This window comes from Pseudochrobactrum lubricantis, assembly GCF_041929865.1.
Lineage (GTDB): Bacteria > Pseudomonadota > Alphaproteobacteria > Rhizobiales > Rhizobiaceae > Pseudochrobactrum > Pseudochrobactrum saccharolyticum.
This window is the reverse complement of sequence record NZ_JBHEEE010000001.1, coordinates 328,312-343,127: the sequence shown is the minus strand read 5'-3', so window position 1 is coordinate 343,127 and position 14,816 is coordinate 328,312. Positions and strand designations below refer to the sequence as shown.

Sequence of the window (14,816 nt, the reverse complement as noted above, 5' to 3'; positions counted from 1 at the left end):
ATGAGCGCAACCTCTGCCGCCCCATCTCAGGCAAAACGCCGCTTTGCTCCGCTGTTTCTGGCAGGGCCTGCGACTTTGCTTTTCATCGGTCTTGTGCTGCTGCCGCTGGCGCTGACAGTCATTCTGTCGTTCAACAGCTATAATTACGACACCGGTATCGAAAACACCTTCACCCTGCACAATTATACGCAAGTGTTGCAGGATGATTATTACCTGTCGATTTTCTGGCGCACTTTGCGTCTTGCGCTGATCACAACAGTGATTGCCGTGGTGATCGGCGTGCCGGAAGCCTATATTCTCTCGAATATGCGCTCTCCTTGGCGCTCGATTTTCCTGTTGGTGATTATCGGCCCGCTGCTGGTCTCGGTTGTGGTACGTACCTTCGGCTGGAGCATGATCCTTGGCCGTAATGGTTTCATCAATGGTGCGCTGACAACAGTCGGGCTGGAGCCGGTGCAGCTGCTCTATACCGAAACCGCGATTGTTATCGGTCTGGTGCATATCATGCTGCCATTCATGGTTATTCCGGTCTGGACAGTGTTGCAGAAACTCGACCCGACGGTGGAAGCCGCAGCGCTGACACTTGGTGCATCACGCTTTACGGCGCTGCGCCGTATCGTGTTTCCGCAGGCTATGCTCGGCATTCTCTCCGGTAGCCTGATCGTTTTTGCCTTGTCGGCAAGCTCTTTTGCTATTCCCGGCCTGCTCGGTGGCCGCCGTTTGAAAATGGCTGCAACCGTTGTCTATGACGAGTTCATGATTGAGCTCAACTGGCCGCTCGGTGCTGCCATTGCCATCATTGTTCTCGTCGCAAACCTCATCATCATGATTGCCTATAATCGTATGATTGAAGGTCAGGCCAAACGGAAGCTGGGGTAATATCATGCAGAAAAATGGTCCTGTTGCTCTGATTTTTCACAGCCTTGTTGTCATCTTCATGCTGGCGCCGATGGTGGTAGTCTGCCTTGTTGCTTTCACACCGGAAAACACGCTGACAATGCCTTGGAACGGGTTGTCGCTGCGCTGGTTTGAAGCCGTGTTCAAGCATAATGATTTCATGACCTCCTTCGGAAACAGTCTGAAACTGGCCTTCCTTGCGGCGACGATTTCCACTTTGCTGGCGGTGCCGTCAGCATTGGCAATCACCCGTTATGATTTTGCGGGGCGCGATGCACTGAATGCGCTGTTCCTGTCGCCGCTGATTATTCCGCATCTGGTGCTCGGCGTTGCGTTCCTGCGTCTGTTCTCGCTGATGGGTATGAGCGGTTCGTTCTTCTGGCTGGTGGCAACGCACGCGATTATCATCACACCTTACGCGCTGCGTCTGGTGCTGGCTTCGCTCAGCAGTATGGATCGCAATGCGGAAAATGCCGCCCGCACACTGGGTGCCGGTGAATGGACAGTGTTCAAACGCATCACCCTGCCATTGCTGTTGCCGGGTGTGAGCGGTGGCTGGTTGCTGGCTTTCATCAATAGTTTCGACGAGCTGACAATGTCGATCTTCGTGACCTCGCCGTCAACAGTCACTCTGCCGGTGCGCATGTATATGTATGCCAGTGAATCGATTGATCCGATGATGGCTGCGGTCTCTGCCCTGATGATCCTTGTGGCAACGGTTGCGATGGTCATTCTGGATCGCCTGTTTGGTCTGGATCGTATTCTGGTCGGAAAAGGCTGATCCGCAGTGAGTGCTCAAACGCAAACTTCACATAGCGGCGGGCAATTTCACCGCCGCTACCGTCAGGATGAAAAGCCAATAGGCTTTTCACTGAACGGCGTTGCACAGGTCGGACGCCTCGGCGACACGGTGCTGACTGCTATTATGGCGGTGAGTTCCCATGTGCGCCAAACCGAGTTCACCGGTGAGAACCGTGCCGGTTTCTGCCTGATTGGTGCCTGTCAGGATTGCTATGTTATGACGGAAGAGGGGCAGCGCCTTCGTGCCTGCACCACGCCGTTGCAGGAAGGTATGCGTTTTGTAACAGCCATACCTGTGGACGCCGGAGTGTGATGATGGCCAAAGCCGATTTACAGCCGGTGATTATCGGAGCAGGGCCTGCGGGTATTCGTGCATCGGAAGTATTGGTCAAGGCTGGTTTGAGTCCTGTTGTTTTGGATGAAGGTTTGCGGGCAGGCGGGCAGATTTATCGCCAGCCGCTGATTGATGACGGACGTTCCTATGCCAAGCGCTACGGTTCGGAAGCATCAAAAGCCAAAGCGCTGCATGAGACTTTTGAAGCGCTGAGACCGGCGATTGATTATCATCCGGAAACGCTGGTGTGGAATATTTCGCCAAGCGGCGACACACGTTTTCTCGATGTGATTTCCAATGGCAGCTATCGCCGGATTGAATGTTCCGAACTGATTGTGGCGACCGGCGCGACGGATCGTGTTCTGCCATTCTCAGGTTGGACAACACCCGGTGTCTATACGCTCGGTGCCTCGCAAACGGCACTGAAAGCACAAGGCGTGACCATCGGAAACAAGCTGGTTTTCATGGGCTCGGGGCCGCTGCTTTATCTGGTGGCATGGCAATATATGAAAGCCGGTGCCAAAGTTGTGGCGGTGCTGGATACGGCACCTTTCAAAGCCAAATTGCATCTGGCACAACTGGCACTCCATGCACCGCGCATTGTGGCATTGGGCATGTTCTATGCCATGCAATTGCGTCTTGCCGGTGTGAAAACCATTTATAATGCGCGTCCTGACAGTATTGTCGGTAAAACCCATGTTGAGGGTATCCGCTATCATATTCAAGGCAAATCCGGTGTTAAAACGCTGGATTGCGATGCGCTGGCCTATGGTTTTGCGCTGCGTCCTGAAACACAGCTGGCGGATCTCGCCGGTTGTGCTTTTGAATTTAACAGCCGCGACAGAGCATGGTTGCCGGTGCGTGATGCACAGGGACAGAGCAGCGAGCAGGGCATTTACCTTGCCGGTGACGGCAGCGGTATTGCCGGTGCCGATGCAGCGGAAATTTCCGGTGAAATGGCCGCCTTGTCTTTGGTGCAGAAGCGCGGACTTCCCGTTGATGCAGCGCGCATTAATGCACTGCAAAAAGCGCATCAAAAGATCATCACCGAACGCGACCTGCTGGAAAAGGCTTTTCCGTTTCCGCGCGATTGGTTTGAGACTGTCAGCCCTGAGGTCACTTTGTGCCGCTGTGAGGAAATCACCGTGGGCGAGGCACTCAATGCAATCAGCGGCGGCAGTATTCGCGAGATCAACCGTCTGAAAGCGCTGAGCCGTGTCGGTATGGGGCGTTGTCAGGGGCGGATGTGTACGGCTGCAGCCACGGAACTACTGTCATCGCAATTGCATATTGATGCATCTGAAATCGGGCGGCTGCGTGCGCAGGCGCCGGTGAAGCCGGTGCCGCTGGGTTTTGGTGCGATGCAGCAGGCGGCTGAAGACGAGGTGGTATCATGACCAGACGTCTGGAAGCGGATGTAGCCATTATCGGCGGCGGTCTGGTCGGCAGTTCTGCGGCACTGGCGATACGCAAGGCCGGTTTGTCGGTGATCCTGCTGGATAAGGGCTTCTGCGGCGCGCAGGCCAGCGGTGTCAATTATGGCGGTGTGCGCCGTCAGGGGCGCGGCGTAGAACAGCTGCCGCTGGCGGAATTGTCTCATGCAATCTGGGCTCGTTTGCCGGAATTGATCGGCATTGATGGTGAATATCAGCGCAGTGGTCATTTGAAACTGGCACGCACGGAAGAAGATTTCGCCAAGCTCGAAGCCTATGCGGCGCGTGTGCGTCCGCATGGTCTGGAGCTGGAACTCATCAGCGGCAAGGCCGTGAAAACACGTTTCCCGTGGCTGACCGGCGATGTTGCCGGAGCATCACTCTGCCATGATGATGGCCATGCTAATCCGCGTCTGGTTTCTCCGGCCTTTGCCCGTGCAGCCCGCGCTGCCGGTGCCACGGTGCTGGAACATATGCCGGTGCATCAGGCTGTCAGTACCGGCAGTGGTTTTGTGTTGCAGGCCGGTGAGGACGTGGAAATCCGGTGCCGCCAATTGGTCAATACGGCCGGTGCATGGTCGGATCAGTTTGCCAGCCAGTTTGGTGAGAGCGTTCCGCTCAAAAAAATCTATCCGTCAATGGTGGTGACAGAGCCGCTGCCTTATCGCCTGCCAATGAGCATGGGCGAAGAGGGCGGCAGCTTCTATGGCCGTCAGGTGACGCGCGGTAATTATGTGATGGGCGGCGGGCGCGGAATTGTGCTGGATAATCCGGACTATTCCCGACCTTCGGTGACTGCCGCCTCATCTGTTATGCAGCGGGCAATTGCGCTGTTTCCGCATCTGGAACATGCCCATGTTATCCGCTTCTGGTCCGGCACTGAGGCTGAAATGCCGGATGGCAATCCGGTTATCAGCGCGAGTTCCAAGGTGAACGGGCTTTTTCATGCTTTTGGTTTTTGCGGAGCGGGCTTTCAGACCGCACCAGCTGTGGGGGCGGTGCTGTGTGATCTGGTAACACAAGGCCAAAGCAACATACCGATCGGGGCTTTCAGCATTGATCGTTTTCATAACCTTTCTGCTTGAGAACGGGCGGATAAGGCAATCTTTAATCTTCATAATGGGAGTAGCACGAAATGAATTCTAAACTGACAATGGTTTCCGTTCAGGCATTGGGTGCCGCTGCTGTTGCAACAGCTGCACAGGCAGAAACCAAGACACTCTATATCGGCATGAATGGCGGCAATTTTGAACGCGCTTATACCGAGCATGTTCTGCCGCCGTTTGAAAAAGCCAATAATGTTAAAGTTGTTGTGGTTCCGGGCACTTCAGCCGATATTCTGGCCAAAGCAACCGCTGCCAAAGACAATCCGCAGATGCATGTCATGCTGCTGGACGACGGTGTGATGGTACGCGCTATCGGCAGCAATCTTTGCCAGCCGATCTCTGATGATCCGGTGCTGAAAGAAATCCAGCCGGCAGCGCGTCTGAAAGACGATATGGCCATCGGCGTTGATATGGGCATGACCGGTCTTGCCTATAATAAAAAGCTGTTTGATGAAAAAGGCTGGGCAGCTCCAACCTCATGGATGGATATGGCTGACCCTAAATTCGCCAATGCGGTTGTGTTTCAGTCCGCTTCAGCTTCCAGCTTTGGCCTTCACGCATTCCTGATGTTTAACCGCATTCAGGGCGGCGATGAAAACAATGTTGAGCCGGGTTTTGAGAAATTCTCCGACACCATCGGCAAGAATGTGATCGAGTTCATTCCTAGCTCGGCCAAAATCTCTGAAATGGTGCAGACCGGCGAAGCGGCTATTTTCCCGCTGACACCAACCGGCGTGAACAATCTGAAGGACAAAGGTATTCCGGTGGAATATGCGCAGCCTAAAGAAGGTTCCGTCGTGCTGGCCGTTACCCAGTGTGTGATTGCCAATAATAGTGAGCCGGAACTGAGCCAGAAACTGGCACATTATCTGCTGTCCGCCGATGCCCAGAGCCTTGCTCTGGACAATGGAAATATCATTCCTTCGAACATCAATGCTAAGGCCGGCACTGAAGATGCAGCTGCCAAGCTCACAGCATTCCGTGGTTACATGGAAACTGCAAATGTTCTGGACTGGGATGCGGTCAATAAAAACCGTCAGGCATGGAACAGCCGCTGGAACCGTACAATCGAGCGTTAATCAGCCGCTTTTTGCTTGAAACTATATGGTCCGCGATCTCTGATCGCGGGCTTTTATTTTACCTTCTTGATATTTACACCTATTTGTCAGACATTCAGCAGCAATATTCAGAACAATCATGTCGACATTCTCTTGAAAATAATTAAACAGGCAGGATTATGCATGCCTGATACGAATTGAGAGATAAGTGAAATAACGGGAGTTTCCATGTCCAAGGCAGAAAGTGCCCAGGCTACGCCGGCAAGTCAGATATTTGACAGGATATGGCTCTCGATTGCCGAGCGGCGGCTGAAGCCCGGCACGCGGCTGAAAGAAGAAGAGCTGGCGGAAATTTTTGATGTCAGCCGTGCGCGTATCCGTCAGGCTTTGGCAACACTGGAACGCGAAGGGCTGGTGACAATTCAGGCCAATCGCGGTGCATTTGTATCAGAGCCATCGGTAGAAGAAGCGCGGGATGTGTTCTATGCCCGCCGCGCTATTGAACATCGTGTGGTTGAGCGCCTGTGCGAGAATATCAATAAAGAGCATGTTCAGCGGCTGAATGCCCATGTGGAAGAAGAGCGCAATGCTGACCGGCAGGGCAATCGCACGGATATTATCCGGCTTTCCGGCGGGTTTCATCTGTTGCTGGCAGAGCTTGCAGGGTCATCTTTCCTCTATGGTATTGTTAAAGATCTGATCTCGCGCACATCGCTGATTACGGCCGTTTATCGCTCACGCCATTTGCATAATTGCGGGCCGGATGAGCATCAGGCAATTGTCGAACATATTGCGCGCGGGGATACGGAAACGGCAATCAAAGCCGTGATTGAACATCTCGACCGTGTCGAATGTGAGTTGGAACTGGAAGATGACAAAGATCAGTCCTCCAGTCTGCGCGCCGCATTGCTCTGATTTCCATTTTTAATTACGCGATTTTTAGCTCCGGTAAGCCGCAGGCCTGCCGGAGTTTTTTATATTGTTTAAAATATTTGATGACAAATATGTTGACAATTATGTCTGCATAAAACATCGTCTCAATCCTGTTCGGCACTCTCCCGTCTGAGGAAAAGGAGGGTGCTGTTATCTGTCGGCGAGAGGGACGACTATGACTTCACTACTGAAAAAACTATTATTCTGTACGGTTGCAACCTGTATCAGCACTGCATCTTTTGCTGAGACACTGCGCTGGGGCGGTGCACGCGATATTTTCTCGCTGGATCCGTATTCCTATGGCAGCACGTCCAATCTGGCGTTTCTGAACCATATTTACGAAGGTCTGGTGCGCTATACGCCTGAGTTCGTTGTTGAGCCTGCGCTGGCAACCAGCTGGGAGCTGATCGACAATAAGGTCTGGCGCTTCAAGCTGCGCGAAGGGGTGAAATTTCAGGATGGTTCCGATTTCACCTCCGCGGATGTTCTTGCTTCCATGAAGCGTGTCAGCCATCCGTCTTCACCGTTGCGCGGCAATATTCCGCTGTTTGTTGGCGCAACGGCTGTTGATGATTACACCGTTGATATTGAAGTTTCGTCGCCAAGCCCGCTTTTCCTGAACGACATGACCAATATTTTCATGTTTGACGGCGACTGGCTGGTGAAAAACAATTCTGAAATGCCGACCGATGTTGGCGGTCAGGTTGAAGGTTACACAACCTTCCACACCAATGGTACAGGCCCGTTCCAGCTCGAAAGCCGTGTGCCGGACAGCAAGACCATTCTGGTCAAACATAATGGTTGGTGGGATACACCGAAGCACAATCTCGACCGTATTGAATTTACCCCGATTGCCTCGCCTGCAACCCGTGTTGCAGCCCTGCTTTCCGGCGAGATTGATCTGGTAGATGGTGTGCCGCTGCAGGATGTAAAGCGTCTGGAAAGCACACCGGATATCCGTGTGGAGCAGCGCCCTGATCTGCGCACCATCAATCTGGTGTTTAACCGCAAGGAAAAGCTGAACGACGGCCGCGACAATTTCTTCAACGATATTCGTGTGCGTCAGGCAATTGACCATGCGATTGACCGTGATTTGCTGGCAAAACGCGTCATGCGCGGCATGACCCATACGGCCGGTACTGTCGTTGCACCGGAAATTCCGGGCTATACGAAAGAGCTGGATATCCCGACAAAATATGATCCGGAACTGTCTAAAAAACTGCTGGAAGAAGCCGGTGCTGTCGGCACAGAATTCACCTATCTCTGCATGAATGATGAGAGCGTGAATGAAGAGGATGTCTGCTCGGTGATCGTCACCATGCTGAGCCGTGTCGGTCTGAAGCCGAAGCTGGATATCGGGCCGCGTGCTGTTCAGGCACCGAAACGCTCCAGCGGTAAATCCGATATGTTCATGATCGGCTGGGCGAATGAGCCGACACTGGATGCCTATTCCATTCTGGTGCAGGTTCTGTCATCGCGCAAAGGCGCTGCCGGTGTGGCAAACTATGGCGGTTGGTCTTATCCTGAACTCGATGCGCTGACGGAAAAAGCAGCGCTGGAAATGGATCGTGACAAGCGTCTGGCTTTGGAATCCGAGGCACTCGGCATTGTTAAATCCGAAGTGATCATGATTCCTCTGCATCAGCAGCCGATGGCATGGGGCATGACCAAAAAAGTGGAAGATGTCACCATTCGTGCCGACAATAAGCCGCGCCACTGGCTGACGCGTATTGCTAAATAAGCATAATATTTGCTGAATTTCGATATTTACAGCGCCTGCAAGGTTCATTTGCAGGCGCTGTTTCTGTTTTTGGATCGGGTTTTCCCCGATATTATCTGTTTGCTCTAATATTTTGTAAAAAAATATGTCTACAATTTAGTTGACAATGAAATCTGAATTCCACACACTCTCCCCGTCCGGACAAAACACCATCAAGAGTGAAGAGCCGGTTGTCTTTTTTGGGGAACAAATTCATGAAATTCAGAAAATCGATCCTCGCGGGTCTGATGGCTTTCGCATTAGGTCATACCGCGCATATTGCTTCTGCTGAGACTTTGCGCTGGGGCGCAGCGCATGATGTCTATTCGATGGACCCTTATTCCTACGGCGACAGCTATACGATTGCCTTTCTCAGCCACATTTATGAAGGGCTTGTGCGCTATAATGCCGATCTGAAGATCGAGCCGTCCCTTGCAACCAGCTGGGAAGTTGTCGGCGAGAACACATGGCGCTTTAATCTGCGCAAAGATGTGAAGTTCCATGACGGTGCGGATTTCACCGCTAAAGACGTTCTGGCTTCGCTCACCCGTGTAAGCCATCCGACATCGCCGCTGCGTGGTAATCTGCCGGCCTATAAATCCGCTAAAATTGTTGACGATTATACAATCGATATCGAGCTGACAGGCCCTTATCCGCTGCTGCTCAACGACCTGACCAATATTCATATGTTTGATGAAGACTGGCTGGTGAAAAACGATTCCCTGCTGCCGACCGATGTGGGCGGGCAGAAGGAAGGTTATGCGACCTATAACACCAATGGTACCGGCCCGTTCAAGCTGGAAAGCCGCGTGCCGGACAGCAAAACCATCCTGCTGAAAAATGAAGGCTGGTGGGATAAGCCGCAGCATAATATCGACAAGATCGAGTTCACCCCGATTACCTCTGCTGCAACCCGCGTAGCAGCGCTGCTTGGCGGCGATGTGGATTTCTCTGAATCCGCGCCGACACAGGATCTGGCGCGTCTGGCATCAGCTCCGGGTCTGCGCCTGATGGAGCGCACCGATCTGCGCACTGTATTTGTCGGTTTCCAGCGTCGTGAGAAGCTGCACAACGGTGATGAAAACCAGTTCAACAAGCTGGGCGTGCGTCAGGCTTTTGCCCATGCGCTGGATATGGATCTGATTAAAAAGCGCATTATGCGTGATAAATCCCGCAATGCCGGTACGATTATTGCACCGGAAATTCCGGGCTATGTGCCGGAGCTGGATACGCTCTACGGCTATGATGTGGACAAAGCGAAATCGCTGTTGAAGGAAAACGGCGCGGAAGGCTTCCCGTTCACGCTGGTCTGCACTTATGAAAACTATCTGAATGAAGAAGAACTGTGCAACGGCATGGTTTCCATGCTGACCCGTGCCGGTTTCAAACCGTCGCTGGATATCGGGCCGACAGCTGTACAGGCACCGAAGCGTACAGCCGGTCAGGCCGATGCCTATATTCTCGGCTGGGCGAATGAGCCGATGCTCGACAGCTATTCCATTCTGATGCAGGTCATCCAGACCAAATCCGGAGTGGCCGGTGTGTTCAACTGGGGCGGCTGGTCCTATCCGGAACTGGACAAGCTGGTGACAACAGCTTCCACGGAAATGGATCGTGAGAAGCGTCTGGCCTTGCAGACACAGGCACTGGAAATCGTCAAAAAAGAAATCATCCAGTTGCCGCTGCACCAGCAGCCGATTGCATGGGTTCTCACCGACAAAGTGGAAAGCGTTGTCCAGCAGGCTGATAACAAGCCGCGCCACTGGCTGACTGTTCTGAAGAAATAACGAATTTAGCTATGCCGCGGTCATACAGATTGCGGCATAGCATGATTATCCTTGGGAGAGGGAACTGAATGCTTGTATTTATAATCAAGCGACTGGCAAATGCGGCGATGGTTATGCTCGCCGTGGCATTGCTGGCTTTCATGATTTTCCGTTTTGCGGGCGATCCTGTTGAACTGATGGCCAATGAACAGATGAGCCAGATCGACCGTGACAATCTGCGCGAGCGTCTGGGGCTGAATGACGGTTTTATCACGCAATATGCGCGATTTGTCAGCGATGCTGTTCAGGGCAATTTCGGTATTTCCTATCGTAACGGTCAGGAAGTGCTGGGGCTGATCGCCGAGAGCTTTCCCGCAACGATGGAGCTGGTGATTGTCGCCACGCTGCTGTCGCTGATTATCGGTATTCCGATGGGGGTGATTACGGCCATCCATCGTGGCAAATGGTATACGGAACTGTTCCAGTTCGCCTCGATTATCGGCGTGTCTTTGCCGAGTTTTGTAGTCGGTATTCTGCTTATTCTCGTCTTCTCGGTAAGTCTTGGTTTGCTGCCTGCCTTTGGTCGCGGCGATGTCGTGCAGCTCGGCTGGTGGTCGACAGGCTTCCTCACCCATTCCGGACGCATGGCGCTGATCCTGCCATCCATTGCATTGTCACTCTATCAGATTACGCTGATTATGCGTCTGGTACGTGCTGAAATGCTGGAAACCCTGCGTTCCGATTTTGTCAAATTCGCCCGCGCCCGTGGTATTCCGCGTTACCGCATCTATTTCCGCCATGCATTGCGCAACTGCTTAATGCCAGTTGTGACTATGACTGCGATGAATGTCGGCTCGCTGATCGCTTTTGCGCTGATTACCGAGACCGTGTTCCAGTGGCCGGGCATGGGCATGCTGTTCATTCAGGCTGTGACATTCATCGATATTCCGGTGATGGCCGCCTATCTTTGCATTGTTTCTTTCATCTTTGTTGCGCTGAATACGCTTGTTGATATCACCTATGCTGTGATTGATCCGCGCCTGCGCGCCGCTACACGTTAAGGGGCAGACATGACAGACAAAATAAACGCCCCGATTGTGAAACCGCAAAGCCGCTGGCAGCGTATGCGTGACAGTGATCTCTGGTGGTCATTCACCCGTAATAAACCGGCAATGATTGCAGCCTTTCTGCTGTTCTTCATGATCGTGACAGCTTTTGCCGCGCCGTTGATTGCACCGCAAAATCCGTTTGATCCGGCACAGCTTGACTTGTGGAATTCCGAACTGCCGCCGATCTGGAGTGCTGACGGTCAGTGGCCTTATCTGCTGGGTACAGACACACAGGGACGCGATATTCTCTCCGCCATTCTTTATGGCTCGCGTATCTCCATCCTGATCGGTGTGGCTTCCGTTGTGCTGTCGCTGATCGTGGGCTTAAGCTTTGGTCTGATCGCCGGTTATATGCAGGGTATCATCGACAATCTGCTGATGCGTATCGGTGATGTGCTCCTCTCAATCCCGACCATTCTGATCGCTATTCTGGTCAGCGCAGTGGTGCGTCAGATGCTGCCTGCCGACCTGCGTGATTATGCGGCTGCCGGTGTTCTGGTACTGGCGATCACACTGTCTGGCTGGGTGCAATATGCCCGTACCGTGCGTGCGCAGACCATTGTTGAGCGCTCCAAGGAATATGTGCAGGCTGCACGTCTGCTCAAGGTGCCTGCACGCCGCATCATGATGTATCACATTCTGCCGAATACGCTGACGCCGATCCTTGTGGCAGCGACGCTGAATTTTGGTATGGCAATTCTCACTGAAGCCACGCTCTCCTTCCTTGGTATCGGCATGCCGCCGAGCCAGCCGAGCCTTGGCACACTGATCCGTCTGGGCAACCAGTTCCTGTTCTCCGGCCTGTGGTGGATCACCGTTTTCCCTGTTCTGCAGCTCTGCCTGCTCGTTGTTTCTGTCAACGTGCTCGGCGACTGGCTGCGCGATGCCCTTAATCCAAAACTGAGGTAAAATTTATGTCTGATCTTTTGTTGCGCAATGTGCGCCCGCAGGCAGGTGCTGTCACCGATATTCTGATCCGTAATGGTCGTATCGCTGAGTACGGAACCAATCTCAGTGCGGAAGGTGTGGCTGTTGAAGACGGTCAGGGACATATTGTTATCCCTGGTCTGATTGATGCCCATACCCATCTGGATAAAACTAACTGGGGTCTCGACTGGCATGTGAACGGCAAACAGGCAAGTTTGCGTGAGCGTATTGATTTTGAACGTGAAAAGCGTCTTGAAATCGGTCTCGATCCGCATATTCAGTCGATGCGCCATGCCATTGGCCTGATCGCTCACGGTTCCAGCCATATCCGCAGCCATGTGGATATTGATACGACCCATGGTCTGAAAATTCTCGAAGGCGTGTTTGAAACCCGCGAGAAACTCAAAGACCTGATCGACATCGAAATTGTGGCTTTCCCGCAGTCTGGTCTGATGGTAATGCCGGGTACACTGGAACTGCTGGATGAAGCGCTGAAACAGGGCTGTGAAGTGCTGGGCGGTATTGATCCTTGCGGTATCGACCGTGATCCGAAAGGACAGCTGGATGCGCTGTTTGCGCTTGCTGTAAAACATGGCAAGCCGATTGATATTCACCTGCATGAACTGGGTGAGCTCGGTGCTTTCACCATGGAACTGATTTTCGAGCGTATCCGTGCCAATGGCATGCAGGGTAAAGTCGCGATCAGCCATGCTTTCACACTCGGTGCGAATGATTATCTGCGCGTGTCGAGCCTTCTTGAGCAGCTGGCAGAGCTGGATGTTGCCATTCTCACCACCGGCGCACCTTCTGTTCCGGTTCCGTCTGTGCTGCGCCTCAAAGAAGCAGGTATCCGCATGGGTGCCGGTTGTGACGGTATCCGCGACACATGGGGCCCGTGGGGACAGCCGGATATGATCGACCGTGCCAAAGTGATCGGCATGAAAAACGGTCTGCGTCGTGACGTGGATCTGGAGCATGTGCTGTATATCTGTTCGCAGGGCGGCGCTGATGTGATGCAGCTGGAAGGCTATGGTCTGGATGTTGGTTGCAAGGCTGACATGACATTGCTCACTGGCCAGACATTGGCTCATGCCGTTGTTGATGTGGCACCACGCCCGCTGGTGATTAAAGGCGGCCGCGTTGCTGCACGTAACGGTAAAGCAGTGGTGGAAATGCCATGACTGACAAGACACAATTCACTGCACTTGAAAGCCTGAAACTGGGTGCGCGTCCTGAGGGGCGCACACTGCTCACAGCACAATGGGTGCTTGGGCATATTGATGGCCAGCATCGCCTGTATAAAAACGGTGAAGTGGTGATCGAAGACGGTACCGTGTTGTTCGTTGGTCACGATTTTGCCGGTGAGGTTGCCCGCCGCATTGATCTGGGCAATGCGCTCATCAGTCCGGGTTTGATTGACCTCGATGCGCTGTCTGATCTCGATACAACCATTCTCGGTATTGACCACCATCCGGGCTGGGCGAAAGGCCGTGTTTGGCCGAAATCCTATATCGAGAGCGGCCCTTATGAAATGTACAGTCAGGACGAGCTGGCATTCCAGAAGCGTTTTGCTTTCGGTCAGCTGCTGCAAAACGGCATCACCACGGCGGCACCGATTGCCTCGTTATTTTACCGTGAATGGGGCGAAACCGTTGCGGAATTTGATGCGGCAGCGGATGCAGCCGGTGATCTCGGTCTGCGTGTTTACTTAAGCCCTGCTTACCGTTCCGGCGGCATGATGCTGGCGGAACCGGGTAAGATTATACCGGTCTTTAATGAAGAGCGCGGATTTGCCGGCCTCAAAGATGCAGCTGATTATATCGCCCGTCAGAATGGCCGTTATGGTGATCTGGTGCGCGGTATGCTGGCACCGGATCGTGTGGAAACCTGCACCGCTGATTTGCTGAAGCGCACGCAGGATGTGGCGCGTGAGCTGGATTGCAAAATCCGTCTGCATATGGCGCAGGGGCTGATGGAAGTGGAAACCGTGCGTAGCCTTCACGGCACCACTGCACCGGTCTGGCTCAACAGCCTTGGTGTGCTCAATGACCGGATTATTGCTCCTCATGCCACCAATGCTACAGATGAAGACCTGACGCTATACGCGCAAAATAATGTGTCGATCATTCATTGTCCGCTGGTTTCAGCCCGTGGCGGCAGCACGCTGAAGTCGTTCTCCAGTGTGAAAAAGCGTGGCATCAATATTGCTATGGGCACCGACACCACACCGCCCGATATGCTGATGAATCTGCTGATCGGGCTGATTACCTGCCGTATCAATGACGGTACGCCGGAGAGCATCCGCTGCGCTAATCTGTTTGATGCAGCGACACTGGGCGGTGCCAAAGCCTTGGATCGTGATGATCTTGGTCGCCTGCAGGCGGGTGCCAAGGCAGATATTGCTGTGTTTGGCCTTGATGATACATTCATGGCACCAAGCATCGACCCGATCACCACGCTGGTCACCGGCGGTTCCGGCAAAGTCACCAAAGCCGTGTTTGTCGATGGTCGTCTGTCGATGCGTCACGGTGAAGTTGCAGGCATTGATATGCAGGCAGCACGCGCACAGGCACAGGCGCAATATGACGGCCTGATCGCCAAATATCCTGAGCGTTCCTACAATAATCCGCCGGTATCAGAGATTTTCCCGCCGAGCTATCCGCTGGCAGGCAAACATGGAGAGGAAGCATAAT

13 protein-coding genes are annotated in these 14,816 nt (G+C 53.3%); all 13 read left to right on the top strand.

The genetic code is table 11. The features are described from left to right. The 13 genes from JNC80_RS01490 (at window position 1) to JNC80_RS01430 (ending at window position 14,815) form a co-directional block, all read left to right on the top strand. Window positions 1-879: an ABC transporter permease gene (locus JNC80_RS01490; RefSeq protein ID WP_075654219.1), complete on the top strand. Its 879-nt coding sequence runs from the start codon at window positions 1-3 to the stop codon at window positions 877-879. 4 nt (window positions 880-883) lie between these two features. Continuing rightward, window positions 884-1,678 (top strand): ABC transporter permease, encoded by a 795-nt coding sequence (locus tag JNC80_RS01485; RefSeq protein ID WP_022710884.1) that lies wholly within the window; start codon window positions 884-886, stop codon window positions 1,676-1,678. A 6-nt stretch (window positions 1,679-1,684) separates the two neighbouring features. After that, window positions 1,685-2,011, top strand: a complete 327-nt coding sequence (locus tag JNC80_RS01480; RefSeq protein ID WP_151158583.1) for a (2Fe-2S)-binding protein — start codon at window positions 1,685-1,687, stop codon at window positions 2,009-2,011. Then, the gene (locus JNC80_RS01475; protein WP_376709280.1) at window positions 2,011-3,429 is read left to right on the top strand and encodes an FAD/NAD(P)-dependent oxidoreductase; all 1,419 of its coding nucleotides are present in this window, start codon (window positions 2,011-2,013) and stop codon (window positions 3,427-3,429) included. Before JNC80_RS01480 ends, JNC80_RS01475 begins: the two co-directional genes overlap by 1 nt. Further along, on the top strand, window positions 3,426-4,550 hold the full coding sequence (locus tag JNC80_RS01470) for an NAD(P)/FAD-dependent oxidoreductase (RefSeq protein WP_376709279.1): 1,125 nt from the start codon (window positions 3,426-3,428) through the stop codon (window positions 4,548-4,550). The genes JNC80_RS01475 and JNC80_RS01470 overlap by 4 nt, the downstream gene beginning before the upstream one ends. 68 nt (window positions 4,551-4,618) lie before the next feature. Beyond that, on the top strand, window positions 4,619-5,650 hold the full coding sequence (locus JNC80_RS01465) for an ABC transporter substrate-binding protein (RefSeq protein ID WP_376709621.1): 1,032 nt from the start codon (window positions 4,619-4,621) through the stop codon (window positions 5,648-5,650). Window positions 5,651-5,857: 207 nt separating this feature from the next. Continuing rightward, window positions 5,858-6,544 carry a GntR family transcriptional regulator gene (locus tag JNC80_RS01460; protein ID WP_075654225.1) on the top strand — a complete coding sequence of 229 codons (687 nt, stop codon included), beginning with the start codon at window positions 5,858-5,860 and terminating at the stop codon, window positions 6,542-6,544. A 193-nt stretch (window positions 6,545-6,737) separates the two neighbouring features. Beyond that, entirely contained in the window at window positions 6,738-8,303 is a 1,566-nt protein-coding gene (locus tag JNC80_RS01455) for an ABC transporter substrate-binding protein (RefSeq protein ID WP_116086565.1), read from the top strand. Between the two features lie 233 nt (window positions 8,304-8,536). Then, a complete protein-coding gene (locus tag JNC80_RS01450; RefSeq protein WP_370627037.1) occupies window positions 8,537-10,108 on the top strand; it encodes an ABC transporter substrate-binding protein in 1,572 nt (523 codons plus the stop codon). A 68-nt stretch (window positions 10,109-10,176) separates the two neighbouring features. Continuing rightward, window positions 10,177-11,148 carry an ABC transporter permease gene (locus tag JNC80_RS01445; protein ID WP_022709824.1) on the top strand — a complete coding sequence of 324 codons (972 nt, stop codon included), beginning with the start codon at window positions 10,177-10,179 and terminating at the stop codon, window positions 11,146-11,148. Window positions 11,149-11,157: 9 nt separating this feature from the next. Beyond that, entirely contained in the window at window positions 11,158-12,105 is a 948-nt protein-coding gene (locus JNC80_RS01440; protein ID WP_075654227.1) for an ABC transporter permease, read from the top strand. A gap of 5 nt (window positions 12,106-12,110) precedes the next feature. Then, entirely contained in the window at window positions 12,111-13,304 is a 1,194-nt protein-coding gene (locus JNC80_RS01435) for an amidohydrolase family protein (protein WP_376709277.1), read from the top strand. Next, entirely contained in the window at window positions 13,301-14,815 is a 1,515-nt protein-coding gene (locus tag JNC80_RS01430) for an amidohydrolase family protein (RefSeq protein WP_376709276.1), read from the top strand. The genes JNC80_RS01435 and JNC80_RS01430 overlap by 4 nt, the downstream gene beginning before the upstream one ends. The last annotated feature ends 1 nt before the right edge of the window (window position 14,816 follow it).